The organism is Luedemannella helvata, from assembly GCF_039528415.1.
In the GTDB taxonomy this organism is placed as follows: Bacteria; Actinomycetota; Actinomycetes; order Mycobacteriales; family Micromonosporaceae; genus Luedemannella; species Luedemannella helvata.
Genome location: NZ_BAAALS010000023.1, coordinates 39,594 through 62,966 on the forward strand (window position 1 = coordinate 39,594; position 23,373 = coordinate 62,966).

General features: G+C 73.2%; 23 protein-coding genes. 7 read left to right on the forward strand and 16 right to left on the reverse strand.

Annotation, left to right across the window (positions count from 1 at the left end; translation table 11 throughout):
* The 3 genes from ABD191_RS21165 to fabG are packed head-to-tail and all read right to left on the reverse strand — an operon-like array spanning window position 1 to window position 1,612.
* Window positions 1-453 carry a 3-hydroxyacyl-ACP dehydratase FabZ family protein gene (locus ABD191_RS21165; protein WP_344084789.1) on the reverse strand — a complete coding sequence of 151 codons (453 nt, stop codon included), beginning with the start codon at window positions 451-453 and terminating at the stop codon, window positions 1-3.
* Window positions 453-863, reverse strand: coding sequence for a FabA/FabZ family ACP-dehydratase (locus tag ABD191_RS21170; protein ID WP_344084792.1), 411 nt, complete (start codon window positions 861-863; stop codon window positions 453-455). The genes ABD191_RS21165 and ABD191_RS21170 overlap by 1 nt, the downstream gene beginning before the upstream one ends.
* Complete coding sequence (fabG, locus tag ABD191_RS21175; RefSeq protein WP_344084795.1) at window positions 860-1,612, reverse strand: 3-oxoacyl-[acyl-carrier-protein] reductase; 753 nt, start codon at window positions 1,610-1,612, stop codon at window positions 860-862. The genes ABD191_RS21170 and fabG overlap by 4 nt, the downstream gene beginning before the upstream one ends.
* Before the next feature lie 83 nt (window positions 1,613-1,695).
* On the opposite strand from fabG, the gene ABD191_RS21180 reads away from it, so the two are divergent.
* Window positions 1,696-2,808 (forward strand): LLM class flavin-dependent oxidoreductase, encoded by a 1,113-nt coding sequence (locus ABD191_RS21180; RefSeq protein WP_344084798.1) that lies wholly within the window; start codon window positions 1,696-1,698, stop codon window positions 2,806-2,808.
* Window positions 2,809-2,845: 37 nt separating this feature from the next.
* Window positions 2,846-4,435 carry a (2,3-dihydroxybenzoyl)adenylate synthase gene (locus tag ABD191_RS21185; protein WP_344084801.1) on the forward strand — a complete coding sequence of 530 codons (1,590 nt, stop codon included), beginning with the start codon at window positions 2,846-2,848 and terminating at the stop codon, window positions 4,433-4,435.
* Here the strand turns inward: ABD191_RS21185 and ABD191_RS21190 are convergent.
* Window positions 4,424-5,509: a methyltransferase gene (locus tag ABD191_RS21190; RefSeq protein WP_344084804.1), complete on the reverse strand. Its 1,086-nt coding sequence runs from the start codon at window positions 5,507-5,509 to the stop codon at window positions 4,424-4,426. The genes ABD191_RS21185 and ABD191_RS21190 overlap by 12 nt on opposite strands.
* A gap of 103 nt (window positions 5,510-5,612) precedes the next feature.
* Between ABD191_RS21190 and ABD191_RS21195 the strand changes: the two genes are divergently transcribed.
* Both ABD191_RS21195 and ABD191_RS21200 read left to right on the forward strand, forming a co-directional pair.
* A complete protein-coding gene (locus ABD191_RS21195) occupies window positions 5,613-6,821 on the forward strand; it encodes a cytochrome P450 (protein ID WP_344084807.1) in 1,209 nt (402 codons plus the stop codon).
* A gap of 14 nt (window positions 6,822-6,835) precedes the next feature.
* Window positions 6,836-8,194 carry an NtaA/DmoA family FMN-dependent monooxygenase gene (locus ABD191_RS21200; RefSeq protein WP_344084810.1) on the forward strand — a complete coding sequence of 453 codons (1,359 nt, stop codon included), beginning with the start codon at window positions 6,836-6,838 and terminating at the stop codon, window positions 8,192-8,194.
* Here ABD191_RS21200 and ABD191_RS21205 read toward each other — a convergent pair.
* Both ABD191_RS21205 and ABD191_RS21210 read right to left on the reverse strand, forming a co-directional pair.
* Window positions 8,170-9,012 carry a hypothetical protein gene (locus ABD191_RS21205; protein ID WP_344084813.1) on the reverse strand — a complete coding sequence of 281 codons (843 nt, stop codon included), beginning with the start codon at window positions 9,010-9,012 and terminating at the stop codon, window positions 8,170-8,172. The genes ABD191_RS21200 and ABD191_RS21205 overlap by 25 nt on opposite strands.
* Window positions 9,009-10,346 carry a glycosyltransferase family 2 protein gene (locus ABD191_RS21210; protein ID WP_344084816.1) on the reverse strand — a complete coding sequence of 446 codons (1,338 nt, stop codon included), beginning with the start codon at window positions 10,344-10,346 and terminating at the stop codon, window positions 9,009-9,011. The genes ABD191_RS21205 and ABD191_RS21210 overlap by 4 nt, the downstream gene beginning before the upstream one ends.
* On the opposite strand from ABD191_RS21210, the gene ABD191_RS21215 reads away from it, so the two are divergent.
* The 3 genes from ABD191_RS21215 to ABD191_RS21225 all read left to right on the forward strand — a co-directional run bounded on the left by ABD191_RS21215 (window position 10,345) and on the right by ABD191_RS21225 (window position 13,070).
* Window positions 10,345-10,983: a PIG-L deacetylase family protein gene (locus ABD191_RS21215; protein WP_344084819.1), complete on the forward strand. Its 639-nt coding sequence runs from the start codon at window positions 10,345-10,347 to the stop codon at window positions 10,981-10,983. The genes ABD191_RS21210 and ABD191_RS21215 overlap by 2 nt on opposite strands.
* 129 nt (window positions 10,984-11,112) lie before the next feature.
* The gene (locus tag ABD191_RS21220) at window positions 11,113-12,783 is read left to right on the forward strand and encodes an AMP-binding protein (RefSeq protein ID WP_344084822.1); all 1,671 of its coding nucleotides are present in this window, start codon (window positions 11,113-11,115) and stop codon (window positions 12,781-12,783) included.
* Window positions 12,780-13,070, forward strand: coding sequence for an acyl carrier protein (locus tag ABD191_RS21225; RefSeq protein WP_344084825.1), 291 nt, complete (start codon window positions 12,780-12,782; stop codon window positions 13,068-13,070). The genes ABD191_RS21220 and ABD191_RS21225 overlap by 4 nt, the downstream gene beginning before the upstream one ends.
* Before the next feature lie 130 nt (window positions 13,071-13,200).
* On the opposite strand, the gene ABD191_RS21230 is transcribed toward ABD191_RS21225, so the two are convergent.
* The 10 genes from ABD191_RS21230 to ABD191_RS21275 are packed head-to-tail and all read right to left on the reverse strand — an operon-like array spanning window position 13,201 to window position 23,371.
* Window positions 13,201-14,397 carry a cytochrome P450 gene (locus ABD191_RS21230; RefSeq protein ID WP_425560794.1) on the reverse strand — a complete coding sequence of 399 codons (1,197 nt, stop codon included), beginning with the start codon at window positions 14,395-14,397 and terminating at the stop codon, window positions 13,201-13,203.
* 59 nt (window positions 14,398-14,456) lie between these two features.
* Window positions 14,457-16,004, reverse strand: a complete 1,548-nt coding sequence (locus ABD191_RS21235) for an AMP-binding protein (protein WP_344084831.1) — start codon at window positions 16,002-16,004, stop codon at window positions 14,457-14,459.
* A gap of 36 nt (window positions 16,005-16,040) precedes the next feature.
* Entirely contained in the window at window positions 16,041-16,787 is a 747-nt protein-coding gene (locus ABD191_RS21240; protein WP_344084834.1) for a class II aldolase/adducin family protein, read from the reverse strand.
* Window positions 16,784-17,467 (reverse strand): 2-hydroxychromene-2-carboxylate isomerase, encoded by a 684-nt coding sequence (locus tag ABD191_RS21245; RefSeq protein ID WP_344084837.1) that lies wholly within the window; start codon window positions 17,465-17,467, stop codon window positions 16,784-16,786. Before ABD191_RS21245 ends, ABD191_RS21240 begins: the two co-directional genes overlap by 4 nt.
* Window positions 17,464-18,357, reverse strand: a complete 894-nt coding sequence (locus tag ABD191_RS21250; RefSeq protein WP_344084840.1) for a thioesterase family protein — start codon at window positions 18,355-18,357, stop codon at window positions 17,464-17,466. Before ABD191_RS21250 ends, ABD191_RS21245 begins: the two co-directional genes overlap by 4 nt.
* Window positions 18,354-19,148 carry an alpha/beta fold hydrolase gene (locus tag ABD191_RS21255; protein WP_344084843.1) on the reverse strand — a complete coding sequence of 265 codons (795 nt, stop codon included), beginning with the start codon at window positions 19,146-19,148 and terminating at the stop codon, window positions 18,354-18,356. The genes ABD191_RS21250 and ABD191_RS21255 overlap by 4 nt, the downstream gene beginning before the upstream one ends.
* Entirely contained in the window at window positions 19,145-20,047 is a 903-nt protein-coding gene (locus ABD191_RS21260; RefSeq protein ID WP_344084846.1) for a beta-ketoacyl synthase N-terminal-like domain-containing protein, read from the reverse strand. Before ABD191_RS21260 ends, ABD191_RS21255 begins: the two co-directional genes overlap by 4 nt.
* Complete coding sequence (locus ABD191_RS21265) at window positions 20,044-21,159, reverse strand: beta-ketoacyl synthase N-terminal-like domain-containing protein (protein ID WP_344084849.1); 1,116 nt, start codon at window positions 21,157-21,159, stop codon at window positions 20,044-20,046. Before ABD191_RS21265 ends, ABD191_RS21260 begins: the two co-directional genes overlap by 4 nt.
* Window positions 21,156-22,169: a beta-ketoacyl synthase N-terminal-like domain-containing protein gene (locus ABD191_RS21270; RefSeq protein ID WP_344084851.1), complete on the reverse strand. Its 1,014-nt coding sequence runs from the start codon at window positions 22,167-22,169 to the stop codon at window positions 21,156-21,158. The genes ABD191_RS21265 and ABD191_RS21270 overlap by 4 nt, the downstream gene beginning before the upstream one ends.
* On the reverse strand, window positions 22,166-23,371 hold the full coding sequence (locus ABD191_RS21275) for a beta-ketoacyl-[acyl-carrier-protein] synthase family protein (protein WP_344084854.1): 1,206 nt from the start codon (window positions 23,369-23,371) through the stop codon (window positions 22,166-22,168). Before ABD191_RS21275 ends, ABD191_RS21270 begins: the two co-directional genes overlap by 4 nt.
* Window positions 23,372-23,373 lie beyond the last annotated feature (2 nt).

A 23,373-nucleotide genomic window follows, 5' to 3' on the forward strand; every position in this document is an offset into this window, starting at 1 on the left:
TCAGTCGCCCAGCACCGCTACCGGACGCACGACAGCGATCAACGAACCGATGGTGGCGACACGGCGTTCGCCGGCGTAGATCTCGCCGCTGGCGAACGCCGTGTCGGCCACCACCTGGTCCAGGCGCACGTGGTGGCGCAGCACCTCGTCCGGGTACGCCGGTCCGTCGAAGCGGCAGTCGCGGCCCGCGGCGAACATCAGGACCTGGTCGGGACCGGCCAGGGTGCCCACCCGCGAATACCACAACAGCGCGGCGGCCTGGCCGAACGACTCCAGCATGAGCGACACCGGGTACGCGTGGCGGCCCGGCGGCAGGCCGGCGAAGCACGGTTCGGCGGCGTCGATCGTCCGGACCGCGCGCAGCGCCTGCCCGGGATCGAGCCACTCGACCTCGTCCACCAGCACCATCGGCGGGCCGTGCGGCAGGATCCGCCGTACCTGGGCCCGGTCCATCACGCCGGGTCCCCTACCACGACGCAGTCGAGTTTCGCCGTCGCCACCAGCGTCCCGTCGTCACCGACGCAGCGGGACCGCACGGCCACCACGCCGGTCAACGGCCCGGCCCGCATGGTGATCTCGACCAGCAACGTGGCGCCCGGGCGGAGCGGAGCGGCGAACCGGACTGAGGTGACGTGACCGATGTCGAGCACCGTCGGGGGCAGCCCGTGCGCCGCCGCGACCGCCTGGCGCACCGTCTCCAGCACGAACACCCCCGGGTAGACCGGTTGTCCCGGGAAATGCCCGACCAGGTACGGATCGGTCGCGGTGACGGTCTTGCGTGCGTGCACGACCAGGGTGTCGCCGTCGGTGTGGACCCGCACGTCGTCCGTGGCGGCCAACGGCACCGCGTGGCCGCCGCTCACAGGCGGATCCCACCGTCGACCTGGACGACCTGGCCGGTGATGTAGCCGGCCTGCGCCGACGCGAGGAACGCCACCATGGCTGCCACGTCGTCGGCGGCCCCGAACCGGCGCAGCGGGATGTTCTCCAGCGCCGCAGCGCGTTGCTTGTCGCTGAGGCCGGCGGTCATCTCGGTCTCGATGAAGCCGGGCGCCACCACGTTGACCCGGATCCCGTACGGTGCGAGCTCCTTGGCGATGGACCGGCTCAGGCCGATGATCCCGGCCTTCGTCGCGGCGTAGTTCGACTGGCTCGCGTGCCCGTACACGCCGGCGACCGAGGAGATGTTCACGATGGTGCCGGCGCGGCGCTTCATGAACCGGAAGCCGACCGTACGACAGACGTTCCACGTACCCGAGAGGTTGGTGTCCACGACGGCCTGCCAGTCGGCCACGGGCATGAGCACCATGGGGTTGTCCCGGACGATGCCGGCGTTGTTGACCAGCGTGTCGAGCGGCCCGACGGTCCGCTCGGCAGCCGCGACGAACGCGTCCACGGCCTCGTTGTCGCGCACGTCGCACCGGTCGAGGAAGATCGGCACGCCCAGCTTCTCCAGCTCGATCCGGGTCTGTTCGGCGGCCTCACTGGGGGTGGCGTAGCAGCCGGCCACGGCGTAACCGTCGCGGGCCAGGCGGAGCGCGATGGCCCGCCCGATACCGCGCGAGATCCCCGTGACCAGTGCGCGGCCCGACGCCGGTGTGCTCTGCTCCATGGCTGCCCCCTCGTGGCCGGAACGCATCGACGATATCGGGTGTATCAATGGGTCTGTTAGGGTGCCCACGGAAGGAGCGCCTCATGCCGCTGCAGCTGCACTGGTTCCTCCCCGCCCATGGTGACGGTCGCGCCCTGTCCCGCCGGGCCGGCGCCGGGGTCCGCGGCGCGCAACGCCAGCCCGACATCACCTATCTGACGCAGGTCGCCTGCGCGGCCGACCAGCTGGGCTTCGCCGGCATGTTGCTGCCGGCCGGCCTGTTCTGCGAGGACCCGTGGCTGCTGGCCGCGGCCCTGGCCACCCGCACGGAGCGGGTCAGGTTCATGGTCGCGTTCCGGCCGGGCCTGCTGTCCCCGACGCTGGCCGCCCAGATGGCCGCGACCGCGCAGCGGCTCACCGGCGACCGGTTGCTGCTCAACGTCGTCACCGGCGGGGACCCCACCGAGCAGCGCCGCTACGGCGACTGGCACGACCACGACCAGCGTTACGAGCGGGCCGACGAGTTCCTCGCCATCATGCGCGGCGCCTGGTCCGGCGATCCGCTCGACTTCACGGGCGCCCACTATGACGTGCGGGCCGCCGTGACGACCCGGCCGCCGGCCACCCACCCCACCGTGTTTCTCGGCGGGTCCTCGGCGGCCGCGCAGCGGGTCGCTGCCCGCCACGCCGATGTGTACCTGGCGTGGGGGGAGACGCCGCCGCTCCTTGTCGACCTGTTCGACCAGGCCCGGCTGACCGCCGCCGCCGAGGGCCGCGCGCTCGCCTTCGGCACGCGGTTCAACGTGATCACCCGGGACACCGCCGAACAGGCCTGGGCCGAGGCCGACCAGCTGCTCGGCGAGCTGGACCCCGCCATGGTCACCGCTGCGCAGGCCCGCTTCCGGCGGACCGAGTCCGAGGGGCAACGGCGGATGGCCGCGCTCCACGACGGGCAGTTGGATCGGCTGGAGGTCTACCCCAACGTGTGGGCGGGCTTCGGCCTGCTGCGGCCCGGCGCCGGCGCCGCGCTGGTCGGCAGCCACGCCGAGGTGGCCGACCGGATCGTCGAGTTGCACGAGCTGGGTGTTGAACACCTGATCCTGTCCGGTCAGCCGCATCTGGAGGAGGCGTACTGGTTCGGCGAGGGGGTCATGCCCCTGCTGCGCGAGCGCGGGGTGTTCGACCCGCGGCCGGCGGCGGCCGCCGCCCGGACCTGACCGGTAGCGATATCAGCACAAACAGGGGGAGAAAGTCATGCTGACTGGGGCTGTACCGTGGCCAGCTGAATTCGCCGAGCGTTACCGGCGCGCCGGGTACTGGACCGGGGAGACCCTCGCCGATCTGCTCCGCGAACCGGCCCGCACCGCGGGCGACCGGCCCGCCGTGGTCACCCTGCGCCAGCGGGTCAGCTACGCCGAGCTGGACGCCTGGGCCGACGAACTGTGCGGCGGGCTGTGGCGGCTGGGACTGCGCGCCGGGGACCGCGTGGTGGTGCAGCTGCCGAACGGACCGGACTTCCTCGCCCTCCTGGTCGCCCTGTTCCGGTTGGGTGCCGTGCCGGTGCTGGCGCTGCCCGCGCACCGGCTCGCGGAGATCGGTTACCTGTGCGCGCACACCGGGGCGACCGCGCTGGTCATCCCGGACGTGCTGGCCCGCTTCGACCATCGTGAGCTGGCCCGCGAGGTCAGCGCCACGGTGCCGGAGCTGCGCCATGTGCTTGTCGCCGGGGCTCCTGGCGAGTTCACCGCCCTGGCGCAGGTGCGGGCCGAGCCCGTGGACCTGCCCGGGCCGGACCCGGACGAGGTGGCGCTGCTGCTGCTGTCGGGGGGCACCACCGGCCGGCCCAAGCTCATCCCGCGCACCCACAACGACTACGCGTACCAGCTCCGGACCACCGCGGCCGAGATGGGCTTCGACGCGTCGGGGGCGTACCTGGCGGCGCTGCCGGCGGCGCACAACGCGGCGCTGGGCTGCCCCGGCGTGCTCGGCGCGCTACGGGTCGGCGCGCCGGCCGTGCTCGCCGCTAGCCCGAGTCCCGACGAGGTGTTCCCGCTCATCGCGCGGGAGGGGGTCACGCTCACCACCCTCATGCCGGCTTTCCTTCCACTATGGATGGAGACCGCTCCGATCTTCCAGGCCGACCTGTCCAAGCTGACGGTGGAGGTGGGCGGCGCGGCCCTGGATCCCCGGCTCGCGGCGCGCGCCGAGGAGGCGCTGGGCTGCACGCTGACCCGCTGGTTCGGCATGGCCGAAGGACTGTTGTCGTTCACCCGACCCGATGAACCCGCGCAGTTTCGGCACACCACCGAGGGTCGACCGATGTCCGCCGACGACGAGCTGCGCGCCGTCGGCGAGGATGGCCGGGACGTGCCGGCGGGCGAGGTGGGTGAGCTGCTCGTACGCGGGCCGTACACCCTGCGCGGGTACTACCGGGCGGAGGAGCACAACCGGACGGCGTTCACCTCCGACGGCTTCTACCGCACCGGGGACCTGGTCAGGCTGCTGCCCGACGGCGCGATGGTGGTGGAGGGCCGGATCAAGGACGTGGTCAACCGGGGCGGCGAGAAGGTCTCCGCGGTCGAGGTCGAGGAGCATCTGCGTGCCCACCCGAAGGTCGCCGACGTGGCCGTGGTGGCGGTGCCGGACCCAGGGCTGGGTGAGCGGTCCTGTGCGTTCGTCGTGGCCACCGACGGCGAACCGGCGCTGAGCGAGTTGCGCGGCTTCCTCACCGAGCGTGGCCTGGCCGGCTACAAGCTGCCGGACGCGCTCATCCTGGTCGAGGACTTCCCGTACACGCCGGTCGGCAAGGTGGACAAGGCGGCGCTGCGCGCCTCACACGAGTGAGACCCAGGGAGCACGCCGTCCCGCGCCGCCCAGCTCGATCGGGCGCAGCCGGCCACCGCCCGGGTCCACCCGTAGGAACGCCCAGCTCGCCGACGACGCGCCGAGCGCGGCGTAGTGGTCGGCGACCTGCTCGACGAGCGCCCCGACCGGCGTGTCCCCCGCCGCCGCGATCGCCTCGGCGGTGCCCAGCACCAGGGGCGAGTCGGCGGTGGTGGGGATCTGCGAGGTGAGTGTCACCGTCACGTCGCAGTCCGCCTCCCGCGCCCACGCCGACAACTCCTCGGCGAGCAGCAGGCCGTCCGGTCCGCGCAGCAGCATCGTCGCCAGGTGGGCGCTGCCGCCGTCGCGCAGGTGTCCGGGCAACTGGTGCAGCACCCGGCGGGCCACGTCGAAGCCGTCCGGCCCGCCGGCGCCGGCGACCGGGAACGGGTGACCGGGCGGCACCGGCATGAAGGGCACGTTCGCGACCACGTGGTCGAACCGCTCGTCGGCCACCGGGGCGTACAGGTCGCCCGCGCGCACCCGTACCCGGTCGGCGACACCGTTGACCGCGACGTTGAGCGCGGCTACGGCGGCCGCCTCCCCGGTCAGCTCCACCAGGGTGGCGGTGGCGCACCGGGCGAGCGCGGCCAACCCCTGGAAGCCGGGGCCCGCGCACAGGTCCAGGCAGGAGCCGCCCGGTCGGTACGTGGTGTGCATCGCCAGCGCGAGCGAGTCGGGTCCGAAGTAGGCCGACGCCTGGGCGGGGCCTGGGGGCTCGGCGAACAGCCACACCCCGTACGGGCGGAACAGCGACAGCCCGGCCAGGGAAGCGTGATCCCCGTCGACACGGGCGGCTCCGGCCGCGACCAGCGGTGGCACGGCGGCCGCCACGTCCGCGGGCAGGTCCGCCACCGGCACGGCTTCACCGAGCAGGAACAGGTCCACCAGCGGCCTAAGGTGCCCGTTGAGCCGGTGGACCTCGCGCGCCCAGCGGTCACGTCGGGTCGCGTGCGGCGCGAACGCGGCGAGGAACGCGGCCAGGCCCTCGCGTTCGAGCGCGGCGGTCAGGCGGGCGAGATCAGAACTCTCCAACGCACACACCTTTCGTGGTGACCCGGCGGCCGGTACGGTCCAACACTAGTGGTGTACATCGATTGATCGATGGCCGGGCGACTCGGGGGCGATCGTGACCAGTGTGGGTAGAGTTCTGCCGCCGCGCTTCGCTCATGACGATCCGACCGTCGTCGTCGATCCGTACCCGCACTACGCGCAGTTGCGCGCGGCCGGGCAGCTGTGCCGGTTCGGTCCGGGACAGTGGGGGGTCACCCGCCACGCCGATGTGTCGGCGCTGCTGCGCGACCGGCGGCTCGCGCACGGCTTTCCCGAGGAGTACCGGCGCTTCGCCATCGGCGACGGCCCCGCGACCGAGTTTTTCGGCGGCATCAGCATCGTGCGTGACCCGCCCGAGCACACCCGGCTCCGCGCGCTGATGAGCAAGGCGTTCAGCCCGGCCCTGGTCCGCCGGCTCTCCGACCACCTCACCGGCATCGTCGACGAACTGCTCGAACCGGCCCTCGACACCGGGATCCTCGACGCCGCCACCGATCTGGCCTATCCGCTGCCCGTCACGGTCGTGTGCGAACTGCTCGGCGTGCCCACCGCCGACCGCGACATCGTCCGGCCGCGCGCCGCCGACCTGGCCCGCGGCTGGAGCACCGAGGTCGCCGAGGCGGACCGGCCCCACGTGCACGCGGCCGTCGTGTGGCTGCGCGAGTACCTCGGGGCATTGCTGGAGGAGCGCCGGCACCGCCCCGGCGACGACCTGCTGTCCCGGATGCTCGCCGCCGGGTCCGGCGAGGACAGCCTTTCCCAGCAGGAGATCGTGGACAACGCGGTGTTCCTGTTCTTCGCGGGCTTCGAGACCACCCGGAACATGATCGGCACCGGCTGCGCGGCCCTGCTGCGCCATCCCAACCAGCTCGCCCGGCTGCGGGCCGAGCCCGGGCTCGCGGCCAGCGCCGTCGAGGAGTTCCTGCGCTACGACGCCCCTGTCCAGGGGGCCGGCCGGATGGTGCTGTCGCCGATCGAGATCGGCGGCCACACGGTGCGGGCCGGTCGGGTGCTGGTGCTGCTGCTCGGTTCGGCCAACCACGACGAGAGCGTGTTCGAGCGGGCCGACCGGCTCGACGTCGGCCGCTCCCCCAACCCGCACGTGTCCTTCGGCGGGGGTACGCACTTCTGCCTGGGCGCCGCGCTGGCCCGGGAGGAGGGCCGGGTGGCGTTCGAGCGGCTCCTGCACCACTTCGCCACGATCGAGCCCGCCGGCGAGCCGGTGCGGCGGCTGACCGCGTCCGGGAACATCCGCGCGTACGACAGCGTGCCCATGCAGGTCCGACCACGGTAAGGAGAAGATCCCCGGTGCACCTGAACGTGCTGAGCCAGGCTGTCCCATCCCCGCTGTTCGAAGGGTTGTGGCGGCACCCTGACGACCGCAGCGCCACCGGGTACCGGACCATGTCGCACTGGACCTCGGTGGCCCGCAAGCTGGAGGCCGCGTGCGTCGACGCGCTGTTCTTCGCCGACATCCACGGTGTCTACGACGTCTACGGCGGGTCCGCCGCCGCGTCGGTGCGCCACGCCCACCAGGTGCCGGCGATCGACCCGGTGCTCCTGCTGCCCGCTCTCGCGGCCGCCACGGAGCAGTTGGGCTTCGCGGTGACGTACTCGACCTCCTACCACGCGCCGTACCAGTGTGCCCGGGTCTTCTCCACCCTCGACCACCTGACCGACGGGCGGGTCGGCTGGAACATTGTCACCTCGGACCTGCGACTCGCTGCCTCCACGGGGCTCGGCACGTACATCCCGCACGACGAGCGCTACGACCGTGCCGACGAGTACGTCGAGGTGGTGCGAGCCCTGTGGGAGCGCAGCTGGGACGCGGGTGCGGTGCGTCACGACGCCGCGGCGGACGTGTTCACCGACCCGGCCGCGGTGCGCGCCGTCACCCACCAGGGACGGTGGTTCACGGTCGACGCGGCCCACCAGTGCGAGCCGTCGCCGCAGCGGACGCCGGTGATCTACCAGGCGGGCGCCTCCGACCGCGGCACCACCTTCGCCGCCCGCCACGCGGAGGTCGTCTTCGTCACGCTCAACAGCGCCAAGCGCGGCGCGGAGACGGTCGCGCGGCTGCGCCGGCGGGCCGAGGAGCACGGCCGCGGGCCCGACGCGCTGCGCATCCTGCAGGGCATGCCCGTGCTGCTGGGCCGCACCGACGAGGAGGCCCGCGAGCGGGCGGAGCAGTTCACCGCGCTCAGCAGCCCGGGTGGCCTGCTGGCCAAGTGGTGCGGCTGGGTCGGGGTGGACCTCGCCGCCCATCCCGACGACACCCCGATCGCGGAGATCCTCACCGAGGACGGACGATCCGTGGTCGGCTTCCTGGCCAGTGCCGCGCCCGACCGCGCATGGACGGTCGGGGACGTGCGCGACTTCATCGCCACGCCGCGCCGACCGCACCGTTTCGACCGGCTCATGCTGTTCGGCACCCCTGAACAGGTGGCCGACCGGATGGAGGAGTACGTCGAGGTCGCGGGCGTCGACGGGTTCAACCTGTTCCCGTGCCCACCCTCGTCGGGCATCGACGACATCTGCGACCTGCTGGTGCCGGAGCTGCAGCGCCGCGGCCTGTTCCGCAAGGCGTACGACCCAGCTGAGACGACGCTGCGGGAGCGGTACTTCGGCGCCGGCCGGCGCGACTACCTGGGGGCCAGCGAGCGGTAGTGCTCCCACAACTGCCGGTACGGGATGTCGCCGCCCTCGCGCCGGACGCGTTCCCACTGGCCGGCCCAGTGCACCAACAGGACGGAGGGGTGGTTCGGCGGCGGCAGCACCTGTCCGCCGGACACCTCACCGAGATCACTGCCCGCCCAGACCTCCTGCGGCATGGTGCGGTCGCGGGTGCGCAGGGCGATGGTGAACAGGCTGCTGTACCGCCCTCCCGAGGTGACGATCAGATAGTTCAGCAGTGGCTGCTCGGAGCACTCCAACGCCATGTGCGGCGCCAGCGCCAGCGCCTCGGTGGGATCCGCGCACACCCGGTCGGCGTCGAGCACGCCACGGCGCGACGCCAGGAACCCGGTACTGGCGGCGTAGCGGATCTGCCAGGCGGTCAACGCACCGGTGTCCATGATGGAGTCGCGCCAGACGAAGCGGCGGATACCGGGGATGTCGGAGTGCGAGGCGACCACGTCGTAGTCACTGAGCAGGTCGAGGGCGAAGTCCACCGGGCGGAGCACGACGGTGTCGCAGTCGACGTAGACGAACTCGTCGTACCCGCCCGACCAGAGCGCCACCTTGCGGTACTGGCCGAGAACCTCGCCGTGGAACCGGCGCGACAGCTCGTCGCAGCGACGCAGCATCGCGAGATCGGACCAGATGGTGAAGTCGTACCGGTCGGCCAGCGCCGCCACCCGTGCCACGTCGTCAGCGAAGGGCACGAGGCACAACGGCACGTCCGGGTTGTGCTGCCGGAAGCTGTTGAGGAACGCCACGGCCTGCTCGTACACACGGTCGTTGGCCAGGAAGTACACGCCCCTCATCGCGCGCCCGCCACGGTCGGGGCGGCCGCGTCGGCGAAACAGACCACCTGCCGGCCGACGCGCCGGGCCTCCGCGAGAAGCTGACCGCCCCACCGGTCCCACACCCCGGCCAGCCGGGACGTGATCACCACCAGGTCGAAGGCCCGGTCGGGGAGGCCGGTGCGCAGCCCCACCGCGTGCAGCGGCGTGTGCCCACCCGCGGCCGGCAGCCGGCTCAACGCCTCCGCGTCGAAGTCCACCAGGACGGTCGGCGGCCAGCCGGCGGGCACCACGCCGCCGGATCCGAGCACGCACATCCGCTCCGCGGCCGGCAGGCCGGTCAGGTCAGGCAGCGGATCGAGGCCGCGCACCCGGAGCGTCCAGGCCCGCAGCGCCGCGTGGTCGCGTTCGAACTCGCGCAGAATGTTGCGCCCCCGCGCGCAGGCGTAGAGCTCCACGTCCGGGTGGCGGTGACGGGCGAGGAAGACCTCGATGTTGCGGGCCGCGCCGGTCTCCAGCGCGGCCAGGTCGGGGCGGTCGGGCCACTCGATGCCCCACGCGTCGCGGGAGGCGACCAGGCGCGTGCCCGCACGGTGCAGCCGGTACCCCAGCTCGACGTCCTCGTACCCCCAGCCGCGGAAGTTCTCATCGAAGCCGCCGACCGCGCGGAAGTCCGTCGCGCGCACCGACATGTTCAGGGTCCAGCACAGGATCCACGGCCCCGCCAGGCCGGTCAGGTCCCCATCGGCGGGAAGGACGTCGTGCCGCAGGTCGAGCCCGCGCGGTCCCGCACCGATCGCGGCCGCGACCTCCTCCGGTGACCGGGTGCGCAGCAGTTGCGCCAGGTCGGGGAAGGGCCGGAACTTGTGGGTGCCGAACGCGTAGCCGAGCACGCTGCGGGCCGGCCCGGCGCCCGCGTGGGCCGCCAAGTGCGCGGCGAGCAGGTCGGGTCCAGCGATCACACCGCAGTCGAGGAAGACGATCAGCGGCGCGCCGGCCAGCCGGGCACCGGCGTTGCGCACGCCGGACACGCAGTAGCCGTGCGCGGCGATGTCGGCCTCGTCGCGGTCGAGCCGCGCGTACCGGAGAGTCAGGTCCGGCTCGAAGGCGGCCACGACGGCGGCGGTGTCATCGGTCGACCCGTCGTCGGCGATCACAACCTCGAAGCGGTCCCGCGGCAGCCGCTGCCCTGCCAGGGCACGCAGCGTATGGTGCAGCCGCTCGGCGCGGTTGTGGGTCGGAATGACGACCGACAGGTCGGGTTCCACCACCGGCACGTCGCCAGCATAGCGACGGTCGTCACTGCCCGCCATCTCGACAGCGGCCACGGTGGCGGGGATATTGACCGGTGACATGAGTGGACTGATGGTGTTCTCGACGCATCTGGACGACGCCGTGCTGTCCGCCGGCGAGGTCATCGCCGCGCACCCGGGGGCGGTCGTCGTGACCGTCTTCGCCGGCCTACCGGCCACCGGCACCCGGGGACGCTACGACGCGGCCACCGGTCTGGGCGATGGACACCGGGCGATGTCCAGCCGCCGCGACGAGGACACCGCCGCGCTGGCGACGCTCGGCGCGTACCCCGTGCACCTGGACTTCCTGGATCGGCAGTACCGCCACCCCAGCAGCGACGAGGAGATCGCCGAACGGTTGCGCTCGCTCGTCACGGCCCACCGGCCCACGACGGTGCTGGGCCCCGTCGGCCTGGTCCACCCCGACCACCGGCAGGTGGGCCGGGTCTGGCCGGCGGTGGCCGCCGGGACGGACACCCTGGCGTATGAGGACATGCCCTACCGCCGGCAGTTTCCCGCCACGGACGACGCGGTGCGGGCGTTCGTCGCCGCGCACGGCGCCACCGCCCATCCCCCCACCGGCGGCGACCGGGCCGCGAAGGAGCGGGCCATCGGGGCCTACGTGTCGCAGCTGGCGACGGTGCTGCCGGAGCTCTGCCTCGGGCCGGAACAGCTGTGGCGGCTGCCCGCGCGCCCGTGACGACGTCCATCGAAGGGTTTCATCCCACGATGGTGTTCGATATCCTTGACCGACAACGCGCATCATGATCGCGTCGCACACGGGAGCTCGGTGGCATCGACGGGGAATACACGCGTAGGCCGGACGCCTGTGCTTGCCTGGCTCGCCCAGCCCAGTCCGGCCCGGGGCATCCGGTTCGCCGGCCCGGGCGAGCAGTGGGACTTCTGGTCCTATCAGCGGCTCGCGGGCCTCACTCATCGGGTCGCCGGGGCGCTGGTCGAGGCCGGCGTCGGCCCGGGTGACGTGGTGAGTCTCGTCGGGCGGGGTGGGCCCCGTTTCGTGGCGGCGTTGTTCGGCGTCCTGCGTGCGGGCGCCACCGTCTCACCGCTGGCGCCACCCATGGTGTTCGGTGACGCGGGCGGCTACGCGCAGCATCTGCGCGCGGCGCTCGCCGCAGCCGCGCCACGGGTCGTCGTCACGGAGGTCGATCTCGGCACCGCGCTGCCACCCGGCTACACCGCGCTGCGCCTCGACGAGCTCACCGAGGGCGCCCTCGATGAGCGGACCCTGGCCCGCGAGGACCCGGGCGCGGCAGCGGGCCGGCAACCGGCGGCCGTCGCGCTGCTGCAGTTCACGTCGGGCTCCAGCGGGCGCGGCCGGGCGATCCGCATCGCGCACGACGCGTTGGCCGCCAACGTGGCGGCCATCCGCGCCTGGCTCGGCATGCACGGCCAGCACGCCACCGCGTCCTGGCTGCCACCGCACCACGACATGGGGCTCACCGGCTGCCTCATCACGCCCGTCGTGGACAGTGGCGACCTGTGGCTGATGTCGCCCGAGGAGTTCGTCCACCGCCCGCTGCGCTATCTCCGCTGCCTGGGCCGCTCCGGCGCCGCGCACACGGCCATGCCCACCTTCGGGTTGGCCCACATCGTCCGCCGGGTGCCGCCCCGCGACCTGGTCGGTCTGGACTTCACAGGGGTACGCGCCCTCATCGTCGGCGCCGAGCGCGTCGACGATGACGCGGCGCGGCGGCTGCTCGACCTCCTGGCCCCCCACGGCCTGCGGCCGCAGGCCCTCCTTCCCGCGTACGGGCTGGCCGAGGCGACCCTTGCGGTGACCGGGCAGCCCGTCGGCGATCCGTGGACGGCCACCCGGTTCGACCAGGCCAGCCTCGTCCCCGGCCACCGGGTCCGACCGGGCGTCGACGCCGACGACCCGACGCTGGTCGGCTGCGGGCAGGCGCTGCGGGGCGTCCGGGTCACGGTCACCGATCCGGCGGGCACACCGGTCGCCGACGGGACGGTCGGTGAGATCACCGTCGCCGGCGACGGTGTCGGCGACGGGTACGCGGACTCCGACGATGCCCCGTCCGCGTCCCTGACCGCCTTCGTCAACGGCTCCGTACGCACCGGCGACGCGGGCTTCCTGTACGAGGGGCAGCTGTTCGTGCTGGGCCGCCTGGGCGACAGTCTCAAGATCCGGGCCCGTACGGTCTTCGCCGAGGATCTGGAGGCCGCGGTGACGGCCCACGGCGTGCCGGGCCACCGGTTCGCCGCGGCGTTGGGCGTGCGTACGGGCCGGCACACCGTCGTAGGGGTGCTCGAGCGGCCCCGCGACGGATGGCTCGCGACTGCCGAGTCGGTGCTGCGTCGGCGCACCGACGGGGCCGACGTCGTCATCGTCGACGCGCCGCCCGGCACGATCCCGCGCACCTCCAGCGGCAAACCGCGCCGCCGTCAGCTCTGGCAGACGTTCCTGGCGGACGAACTGACCGGGTCATCAACCGTGCCAATCGACACAACCCAGGAGAGCGCATGAGCGAGGCATCGTCGACGCAGGTGGACGGCCGGACCGAGGACGAGATCCGGGCGGAGGTCCGGACCATCGTGCTGGAGCTCGCCCCCGAGGCGAAGGAGACGGCGCCGGATGACGCACGCCTGATCGAGGACCTGGCGTTCCACTCGCTGGCGCTGCTCGAGCTGGCGTTCACACTGGAGGACCGGTTCGATCTCGACCCTATCGAGCAGGAGCGGGCGCAGCAGATCAGCACCATGCGCGACGTCGCGAACCTGGTGATCGAGGAACTGCGAAACCGACCCGCCTGATGCCCTAACAGCAGCCCGCGCCACCGCCGGCACCGTGCACCGCCCGCTGCACGCCGTGGGAATGGTCCTGGACCTCTCGACGAAGCGCACCGGGCCGGCCGGCACGTACAGCTGCTCTTCGAGCCGGCGGTCAGCTCGCCAACCGCACCGGCAACGCCTTGAGGCCGTTGACGAAGTTCGACTCCAACCGCGTGGGCACGCCCCGCAGCTCCACGTTCGCCAGATGCGGACGCAGCGCGGTGAGCAGCGCCCGCGCCTCCAACCGCGCCAGGTTCGCGCCGAGACAGAAGTGCGGCCCGATGCCGAAGGCGAGGTGCGGATTGGGGTCGCGGCCCAGATCGACCTCATCCGGTTCGGCGAACACCGCCGGGTCCCGGTTCGCCGCCGCGTAGTAGAGCACCACCTTGTCGCCCGCCGCGATCGGCTGCCCGGCCAGCTCCGTGTCACGCGTGGCGGTGCGCCGGAACTGCATGATCGGCGTAACCCAGCGCAGCAGCTCCTCCACCGCCGACCCGATCAGCCCTGGGTCCTCGACCAGACGTCGGCGCTGATCGGGGCGCTCGGCGAGCGCGAGAATCCCGTTGGCCAGCAGGTGCCGGGTCGTCTCGTTGCCGGCCACCACCAGCAGCAGCCAGAAGTTGCAGAACTCCCTGTCGCTCAGCCGCCGCCCCTCCACCTCCGCGTTGGCGAGCAGGCTCACCAGGTCCTCCCCCGGCGCGGCGCGCCGACGCACCGCCATGCCCAGGGCGTACTGGAACGCCTCGGCGAACGTACGGCGGTAGATCTCCACATCGCCGCCACCGAACTCGGGGTCGTCGAAGCCGACCAGGTGGTTGCTCCACCGGTAGAGCAGGTGACGGTCGCCGCGCGGCATGCCGAGCAGGTCCGCGATCACCAGCAGCGGCAGTTCCGCCGCGAGATCGGCCACCGCGTCGATCTCCCCCTTCGCCACGGCGGCGGCGACCACGTCGCGGGCGTGGGCGTGCACCGTGTCGGTGAGCCGGGCCACGGCACGGGGGGTGAACACCGACGTCACCACGCGGCGGATGCGGCTGTGGTGCGGCGCGTCCATGTTGATCAGTAGCTGTCGGGCCTGGTCCAGGTCCGCGCGGGTGGCCGGGTCCACGAGGAACGCACCCCGCGCGGCGGACGAGAAGTCCTCGGGACGCCGCGATGCCTCGATCACCGCGGCGTGGCTGAGGACCGCCCAGTACCCGCTGCCGCGGTGCACCGTGCGCCCCGCCGAACTGTGTCGCGGCAGGTCGGGCTCCGGCGTCCAGCGCACGGGCGCCTCCCGGCGCAGGCGCGCGAACGTCGCGTACGGCATCGCGTGGCCGAACGTTGCCGGGTGGGCGATGTCGGCCCGGTCGTCGAGTGCCGGCGTCGTCACGTCGCCACCTCCAGGTACCCCTCGCGGAGGGCCTGTTTGCGCAGTTTCCCCGTGGGTTCGCGGGGCAGCTCGTCGAGCACCTGGTACACGCGCGGCACCTTGAACCCGGCCAGCCGCGCCCGGCAGTGCCGGTCCAGCTCGTAGGTCACCCGGTCGGGTGGCAACCGGTCCACGTCGACCTCGACGACCGCGAGCACCCGCTCGCCGTACTCCTCGTCGGGAATGCCCAGCACCGCCACGTCGCGTACCCCCTCATGGTCGAGCAGCACCGATTCCACCTCGGCCGGATAGATGTTCACGCCGCCGGACAGGATCATGTCGGTGTCCCGGCCGGTGAGGTACAGGTAGCCGGCCGCGTCGACGCGGCCCCGCTCCCCGTAGGTGAAGACGCCGGGCGCGAGGTGCGCGGCCGCGGTCTTCTCGGGCGCGTTGTGGTATGTGAAGTCGCGGTCGGGTCGGCGACGGATGAACACCCGACCCTCAGTGCCGACCGGCACCGCCGCTCCGTCCGCGTCGACGATGAGCACCTCGGTGCCGGCGATGGTCCGCCCGACGCTGCCGGGCCGCCGCAGCCACTCCACGCTGTCGATGAGGCTGACCACCCCGCCCTCGGTGGCCGCGTAGTACTCCACCAGGCAGAGCCCCCACCACGCCAGCATCCGCCGCTTGACGTCCTCGGGGCACGGCGCCCCGCCGTGCCACACCCGCCGCAGGCTGGATCCGTCGAACGCGGAGCGCACCGGCTCCGCCAGCCGCAGCAGCCGCACGAACTGGGTCGGCACGAGATGGCACGTCGCCACCTGCTCGGCGTCGATGGCGGCCAGCGTGGCCTGCGCGTCGAAGCGCTGCCGCAGCGTCAACCGGGCGCCGCGCAGCAGCGGCAGCAGAGAGAAGAACAACTGCGCCGAGTGGTACCAGGGACCGACCAGCAGCGCGGTGCCCTCGTCCGGCACGCCCAACGTCGAGCCGGCGAAGGACAGCAGGCTGTGCACCCGCCGTACGGGCGCACCCGTGCTGAAAAGGCCGTTCAGGACGCCCTTGGGCTGTCCGGTCGTGCCCGAGGTGTAGAGCATGGTGGACCCGCAGACCTGCCCGTCGGGCTCGCCTGTCGACGCGTCGGCCAGCAGCGGCTCCACGGCCTGGCAGCCGCCCTCGTCGCGTACCCCCATCACCAGCGGCAGCGCCGCGGACCCGGACCGCGCGACGGCCCGCCCCACGGCGGGGGCGGTCGCCGGGTCCGCGATGACCACCCGCGCGCCCGAGTCCCGCAGCTGGTAGGCGATCTCGTCGACGGTCAGATGCCAGTTGACCGGGACCGCGGTCAGGCCGGCGTGCAGGCAGCCGAGCAGCGCCTCCATGGTCGTCACCCGGTTGCCCGCCACGATCGCCACCGCGTCGCCCGTGCGGAGACCGACGCCACGCAGCGCGTGCACCCACTGGTTGACGCGCGCGTTCAGCTCGCCCCAGTCGCGCGTGTCGCGCTCGTCGGCCAGCGCCTGGTCATGCGGCCGCGCGGTCACCGCGGCGGGGAGCAGGACGGCCATCGGCACCTCCTTCCGTCGGCAGGCCCGGCTCCGGCATCAGTCGAGCAGGTCCGGCTGGCGCCGGACGATGTCGGCGTAGAGGGGGCGGAAGTTCAGCCGCGCGATCGCGGGGGTGCCGATGGTGCCGCGGGCCGAGCGGGCCGCGTCGGCGTCGATGAGCCGCGGCCGACCGGCCGCTTCGGCCAGCAGCTGCACCTGGCAGGACCGGTCCATCGAGGCGAACCACCAGGCCGTCTCCTCGACGCTGGCACCGATGGTGAGCAGGCCGTGGTTCCGCAGCACCAGGGCGATGTTGCCGGTGAGCCGGTCCGCGATCCGCTTACCCTCGTCGGTGTCGAGGACCACCCCGGTGTACTCCTCGAACACCTCGTGGCGCTCGAAGAACGCGCACGCGTCCTGGGTGATGGGGTCCAGCGGGCGGCCCAGCGCGGCCCACGCCCGGCCGTAGAGCGAATGGGTATGCGCGACCGCGACGACGTCCGGGTGCCGGGCGTGCACCTGCGAGTGGATGGCGTAGCCGGCCGGGTTCACCGTGCCCGCGCCGGACACCACCGCGCCCTCGTGATCGACCAGCAGCAGGTCCGACACCCGCACGTGACCGAAGTGGACACCGAACGGATTGACCCAGAAGTGGTCCGTCCGGATCGGGTCGCGCGCCGTGACATGACCGCCCGAGCCTTCGTCGAAGCCCCGGTCGGCGAAGATCCGCAGGGTCGCCGCGAGCCGCTGCCGGCGGTGCAGCCGCTCCTCGTCGGGCGTCCGCCGGGGCCGGGAAGTGCTCATCCGCAGCCGCCGGCGGTGTCCGTGTCGAAGGCGACCTGACCGGTCGGGGCGGCGACCGGGGCCGCCGGGGCCGCCTGGGCCCAGACCTCCAGGAACCCGTCGAGACGGTCGTAACCCCAGAACCGGTGCCGCCCCCACTTCAGGTACGGGATACCGAACACGTCGTCGTCGTACGCGGTGGCCAGGCAGTCGACCGCCTCGGCCCGGATCGCCTCGTCGTCGGGTGCGCCGACGGCCAGCGCCGGGTCAAATCCCGCTGCCTCGGCAGCCCGGCGCACCACGTCGGGCGCGCAGATGTCCTCCCCCCGACCCCACCGGGCCGACACGATCTCGTCGTAGAACGCGCTCGCCCGGCCCTCCCGTCGGGCGGCCAGGAAAGCCAGGTGCGGCAGCTCCCACCAGCAGTCCACGTCGATCGGCCAGGCCATCGCCACGCCGAGCCGCTGCGCGAGCCGCTTCGTGTCGAACAGCAGGTACAGGTGCTTGGCCCGGCTCATCTGCACGTAGTGGAACTGGGCCCCGCGGGCCTTGAGCGCCCGCTCGGTCACCTCGTCGGGATCCCAGTACGGCAACCACTCCAGGCTCGTATCGGCGTCCGGCACGGCGGCCCGCAGCCGCTGCACGGTCAGCCAGCTGTACGGGCTGCGGAACGAGAAGTACAGCCGCGGCGGCCGCTTCACGGCGTACCCGCCCCGGTCAGGGCCGCCACGACCGCACCGTCGAGCGTGGCGAGCGCGCCGGCCGCCGGACCGCGGCTCACCGCGTACCCGTGCAGGATCCGCGCCGTCGCGACCGGCACCCGCTCACCGTCGCGCTCCACAAAGCAGTCCATCCGGGCGTCGAACATGGTGTCCCGCACAATGTCGTCGACGACGAAGGTGGTGTGCACGACCTCTTCCATGTGCGCGGCGGCGAGCACCCGCACCCGCGCGCGCGACACCACCGGAATCCAGCCGGGCTCACGCAGCAGGAGGCCGACCGACAGACCCCGGTCGGCCAGGAACCGGTCCACCACCTCCTCCAGCGCGCGCACATATCCGGAGTGCTGCACCCGGTCGGAGAAGTGGCAGTAGAAGTACGGTGCCCGCCACGACCAGCTGAACGCGTCGGCCGGCACGTCGGTCGGTGCCCCGACGCCGTCCAGCCGGGTCACCGGCTCAGGCAGCAGCGCACCGACCTCGGCCGGCAGCGGCGCCGACCCGGGCGGCTCCGACTCGCGGACCAGCGCGATCGTCACCTTGCCGCGCAGTACGGACACGGCCCGGTCGCCCCGGGTGGCGTGCAGGGTCACGGTGAACCGGCCCGGTGCGGTCGGCGTGACCCGTGCGCGTACCTCGTCGTCGATCTCCAGGACTGCCGGCAACAGCACCGAGCTGTCGACGATCTCCACGCCCAGGCCATGCTCGAGGTAGAGCGCCCGGGCACCGGGCGTGTGCTCACGCAACCAGTCGAGGACGGCCTCCTCGACGAGGTACATGAAGTGTTTGAAGCCGATCCAGGTGCGGATGTTGGCGCCCTCGAACCGGGGCCGGCGCACCGACTCGGTGACCGGCAGGACGAGCGTAGTCATCGCAGGCTCCCCTTCACGCCGGGTTGCCGCGCCCCGACGAACTCGTGCAGGTGTCTGACCACGGCGTCCGGCCGGCGGATGTGGCAGAAGTGGTCGAAGGCGGGGTCCACGTGCAGGTCGGCATGTGGGATCCGGGCCACGAGCAGGCGGGCGGCGGCCTCCACCAGCGTCGGGTCGTTGCCGGCGCAGACCACCAGGACCCGCTGGGCGATGGCCTCCAGCTCCAGGTCGGCGCTGGCCACGAAGCTGTCGAAGACGGTGAGCAGCCCCGTCGGACCGACCCGGTCGACCGCCTTCGCCATCATTCCTTCGAGGACGTCGGCGGCGATGGTTGTCGCGCGTCCGCCCAGCCGGGCAAGCACACCGTCGCGGATGTGCGCCTCGAAGTTACGCCGGGACCGGTCGAGCATGTGCCAGGTCACGGGGGCCTTCGGTGGGCGGTAGAGCGGGCAGATGAGCACTGCCGCGTCGGCCGGCGCGAGTCTGCCCTCGGCCATCAGCTCCATCGTGGTTGTCGCTCCGAACGAGTGGCCCACCACGGCGTCGACCGGGTGATCCAGACCGGCCAGCCCGGCGGCCAGCCAGCCCGCCGCGCTGTCCCGCCGCCGCCAGCGGTAGTCGTTGCCGGCCCGCCACGGCAGGTCCAGGGCCACCGCCCGCCACCGCGGATCCAGCCGCTCCGCGATGGGACGCCAACTGGCCCAGCCGTCCTCTAGCCCGTGCACCAGCACCACCTGCGGGCCACCGGGCACACCCTCGCGCAGGATCTTCCCTGCTACCGGGGCCGTCATGATGCCCAGACCCGCGCGGTGCGGTAGCCGTCGTGCTCGTCGCCGCAGGACACCTCGACCCGGCCCGCCCGGCCGGCGGCGACCGCCCCGCTCGCCAGGGCCAGGGACACCACGCCCTGCGCGCCGTACGTATCGCCCCAGATCACGCCGGGGTCGAAGCCGTCCGCTCCCAGGACGAGGTCGGCCGGGCCCGGGACCGGCGTGGGCGCGACCGCGCGCTCCAGCACCACACACGCCCCGCCGGCACGCAGCGGCCGGTCGCCCGGACCGGCGTGCAGCGCCCTGGCGACCTCATCCCCCGGCTCGGCGCCGGCGAGCACCACCCGGCCCGCCCGGCCCGTGCGCAGCAGTCGCACCGCGATGTCCAGTCCGTCCAGACCGGCCAGCGCGCCGGAGCAGACCATGACGTTCGGTCCGGCCAGCCCGAACCACAGCGCGATGGTGCTGGCGAGCACGTTGCTCGACGCGTTGGGCGCGGCCAACGGGCTGACCTCCCGCACGCCGCCCGCACGCACCGCCCGGGCGACCGTCACCACGGTCTCGACGTTGCCGAAGTTGCCGCAGGCCACCACCGCCGTGTCGGGTTGCACCGGTCCGGGAGCGCGGGCGGGCGGCGCGACCGGGTCGTAGGTCGGCGTAGCGGCGCCGGGTGGCGGAGACGCGGCCAGTGCGGCGTGCACGGCGAGCAGTGCCAGGCGGGTGGCGGGCTCCTTGTAGAGCAGTCCTTTGCGGCCGAGCACGGAGCCGGCCTGCTCAGGCGGACACGCCGACCCGATCAGTCCCGCCAGCACCGACGGCACGTCCGCCGGTCGGGGGTCCGCGTCGGGCAGGTGCACCGCCCAGCCCACGACGCGGGCGGGCGCACCGGACCCGGGGCCGTGGACCAGCACAACCGTCACGGGGCGCCCACCAGGGTCACCGCGTTGACGCCGCCGAAGCCGAAAGCGTCGATCTGCACCAGCCCCGGCGGCAATGGGGCGGGCTCCTCGCGGACGAGGCGCAGCCCGGCCGCCTCCGCCAGCGGCACCCGCAGCCCGACCGTCGGCGGCACGCTGCCGGTGGCCAGACAGCGGAGCGCGACGTCGAGGTTGGCCAGCGCCGCAGTGCCCGACATGTGGCCGACCGCGCCCTTGACGCCGGTAACCAGCGGATCGGCGCCACCGGCCAGCAGGACCTCGCACAGCGCGGCGCACTCGGCCGGTTCGTTCAGCGCCGTACCCGTGCCGTGGGCGAGGACCAGGCCGACGTCGGCTGGTCGCGCGCCGGCACGGGTCAGGGCGTCGCGCATGGCCCGGACGATGCCCTCCGGGGAAGGTGCGGTCTCGTGGTGCGCGTCGCAGGACAACCCGGTGGCGAGCAGGCGGCCGAGAGCGGGCCGACCGTGGTCGGGCACCACCACCACCGCGGCGGCGCCCTCACCGAGCAGCACGCCGTGCCGGTCACGATCGAACGGGCGGACCCGCTCGGTCGGCTCGTCAACCACGCGGCCGATCATCGCGAGCATGGAGGTGGTCATGGCGTCCGTGCCGCACACCAGCACGGCGTCGGCGTCGCCCAGCTCCACCATGTCCTGGGCGAGGGCGAGCGCGTGCCCACTGGCGCTGCACGCGTTGGCGATCGTGACGACGTCGCCGACGCCGGGCACCGCCGCGCGTACCGCGTCGGCGAAGTGCAGCCGGTGCGCCGGTACCCCGGCCAGGTCCTCCCCTGCCGTGGCCTCGACCGTCGACAGCTCACGCAGTCCGGTGCCGACCAGGCAGGCGAGCCTGACGTTGCGCGTGTCGACACCGGCGGCCGCGACCGCGCGACGGGCACAGTCGGCGAGCCACCGGCTGGCCGCGTACGGTCCGGCCGGCCCGTCGACCTGGTACCCGTACGCCACCCGCAACTGCTGCGGGTAGCCCGGGCGCAGCGGGGATCGCCCGTCGCGTCCGGCGAGCAACGCCGCGAAGGTCTGTGGCCCGTCGCCGAGGCAGGTGCGCAGCACACTGCTGGCGATGAGCACGCTCACGGGACTCCTCGCAGCACGGCCGCGGCGGCCCCGCCGTCCGGTGTGCGCGCCGTGAGCACCGCCACCGCGGTCGGCTCGGCCCGCAACCGGTGCAGCAGCGCGGCCAAGCCGAGCGCACCCGTCGCCGCGTCGCATTCACCCAGCAGCTGCCCGACGGCCAGATGTTCCGGCGACCGGCCCAGCACGTCGACCGCCACGGCGTACTCGCTGTCCGGGCCGGAGCCCGCCGCGCTCGTGGCCACCAGGTCGACCATGGACGGTTCGACCTCGGCCGCCGCCAACGCCCGGCGCACGCAACCGGCCAGCGCCGCCGGGGCGGCCTCCCGCCACCCGAAACCCGAGGCGACGCCGAGCAGCGCCGCGACCGGGGGGCTCGCGTGCCGGGGCGCGTCGGCCCGTTCGACGACGAAGATCGCGGCGCCTTCGCCCACGTCGGTACCCGACCGGTACCCGTTCCAGGCGCGGTGCGGGCTGAATTCCTCGGCCGCGCCCACGAGCAGCACCTCGGTCGTGGACCGGGACAGCGCGTTGACCGCGTACCGCAGGGTCTGGTGCATCGCCAGTCGGCCGCCCGCGATGGTCGCGTTGACGCCGCGCAGACCGAGGCGGATCGCCGCCTGGCCGGCCGCGCAGTTCATCACGGTGTTCGGGAACAGCACCGGGTTGACCAGGTACGGCTTGTCCTGCACGAGGGTCTCGCGGCTGAAGTCACTGGTGGACTTGAAGCTGCCCACAGTGGTGCCGAGGACGACGCCCACGCGCGCGCTGCCGACCTCGTCGACCACGATCCCGCTGTCCCGGAGCGCGGCGGCGCACGCGACCACCGCGAGGGCGGTGGCGCGGTCGTAGAAGCTGGTGCCCTTGCGGCCCAGGTGGGCCCGGACGTCGAAGTCGACGAGCGCGGCCGCCCGGGCGGCGGGCAGCGGCTCGTCGAACAGCCCGGCCGCGTCAGCGGCCGGGTCCACCGGCGGGATCAGCTCGCTCCACCCCGTGATGACCAGACCGGTCATGCGGCGGCGCCGAACAACGTGATGGCGTTATTGCCACCGAAGGCGAACCCGTTGTTCTGCGCCACCCGCACCGTGGCCGGCCGGGCGACGTTGGGCACCGGATCGAGGCCGGGGAAGGCGGGATCGGCGTTGGCCCAGTTGATGGTCGGCGGCAGGAAGCCCTGATGGATCGCGAGGCTCGTCGCGATGGCGCCGAATCCGCTGGCCGCGCCCATGGTGTGCCCGATCATCGACTTGATCGAACTGACCGGTGGCGGCACGGCGCCGAAGACCTCCGCAATGGCCGCCGCCTCCATCGCGTCGTTGGCCGGGGTGCCCGTGCCGTGCGCACAGATGTAGTCCACATCGGACGGCTTGATGTCGGCGCTACGGTGGGCGATACGCATGCACTCCGCGATGCTGGGGCCGTCCGGTGCCACCGGATGCTTGGCGTCGCAGTTCAGGCCGTAGCCCAGCACCTCTGCGTAGATCAGGGCACCACGGGCCTGCGCCCGGCCCAGTTCCTCCAGCATCAGCACGGCCCCGCCCTCGCCGGTGAGAATGCCCGAGCGGTCCCGGTCGAACGGCGTGCACGCGCTGGCCGTGAGCGCACCGAGCCGGAAGAAGCCGGCGTGCGCCCACCGGCACACCGAGTCGGCGCCGCCGGCGAACATCACCTCCGCCTGACCGGTCGCGATCAGGTCGTAGGCGTACCCGAGGGCGTAGTTGCTGGCCGAGCAGGCGGTGGCCATGGTGACCGACTCACCGGCCAGCCCGAGCTCCGCGCTGACCGCGTGGGCGAGCCGGTGCGCCGGCAGCATCGCCAGCAGTGCCGGGTCCATGGTCGCGAAGCCGGCGTCGGTGATCTGGGCGGTCAACTGCTCCATGACGACGGACTCGCCGCTGGTAGTGCCGATCACGGCGCCCACGCGGTCCGGGTCGGGGGCGTCGGCGTCGAAGCCGCCGTCGGTCGCCGCCAGCCGCGCGGCCGCGGCGGCGAGCTGGCTGGACCTGCCCCACTCCGCCGGATCGAGGCGACGCAGCAGCGCCGCGGCGTCGAAGTCAGGCACCTCGCCGGCGTTGCGGTACGGAAAGCGGCTCGCGTCGAAGCTCGTGATCTCCGAGATGCCGCTGCGGCCTTCGCGCAACCCGGCGGAGAAGGCGGCCACGCCCGTGCCGATGCTCGACACCGGTCCGAGGCCGGTGACGGCCACCCGGCGCATCA

Coding starts and splice junctions, on each gene's coding strand:
- ABD191_RS21165 (WP_344084789.1), bottom strand. CDS start 453: ATGGACCGGGCCCAGGTACGGCGGATCCTGCCGCACGGCCCGCCGATG.
- fabG (WP_344084795.1), bottom strand. CDS start 1,612: ATGGAGCAGAGCACACCGGCGTCGGGCCGCGCACTGGTCACGGGGATC.
- ABD191_RS21180 (WP_344084798.1), top strand. CDS start 1,696: ATGCCGCTGCAGCTGCACTGGTTCCTCCCCGCCCATGGTGACGGTCGC.
- ABD191_RS21185 (WP_344084801.1), top strand. CDS start 2,846: ATGCTGACTGGGGCTGTACCGTGGCCAGCTGAATTCGCCGAGCGTTAC.
- ABD191_RS21205 (WP_344084813.1), bottom strand. CDS start 9,012: ATGAGGGGCGTGTACTTCCTGGCCAACGACCGTGTGTACGAGCAGGCC.
- ABD191_RS21215 (WP_344084819.1), top strand. CDS start 10,345: ATGAGTGGACTGATGGTGTTCTCGACGCATCTGGACGACGCCGTGCTG.
- ABD191_RS21210 (WP_344084816.1), bottom strand. CDS start 10,346: ATGTCACCGGTCAATATCCCCGCCACCGTGGCCGCTGTCGAGATGGCG.
- ABD191_RS21225 (WP_344084825.1), top strand. CDS start 12,780: ATGAGCGAGGCATCGTCGACGCAGGTGGACGGCCGGACCGAGGACGAG.
- ABD191_RS21230 (WP_425560794.1), bottom strand. CDS start 14,397: ATGCCGTACGCGACGTTCGCGCGCCTGCGCCGGGAGGCGCCCGTGCGC.
- ABD191_RS21235 (WP_344084831.1), bottom strand. CDS start 16,004: ATGGCCGTCCTGCTCCCCGCCGCGGTGACCGCGCGGCCGCATGACCAG.
- ABD191_RS21240 (WP_344084834.1), bottom strand. CDS start 16,787: ATGAGCACTTCCCGGCCCCGGCGGACGCCCGACGAGGAGCGGCTGCAC.
- ABD191_RS21250 (WP_344084840.1), bottom strand. CDS start 18,357: ATGACTACGCTCGTCCTGCCGGTCACCGAGTCGGTGCGCCGGCCCCGG.
- ABD191_RS21255 (WP_344084843.1), bottom strand. CDS start 19,148: ATGACGGCCCCGGTAGCAGGGAAGATCCTGCGCGAGGGTGTGCCCGGT.
- ABD191_RS21270 (WP_344084851.1), bottom strand. CDS start 22,169: ATGACCGGTCTGGTCATCACGGGGTGGAGCGAGCTGATCCCGCCGGTG.
- ABD191_RS21275 (WP_344084854.1), bottom strand. CDS start 23,371: ATGCGCCGGGTGGCCGTCACCGGCCTCGGACCGGTGTCGAGCATCGGC.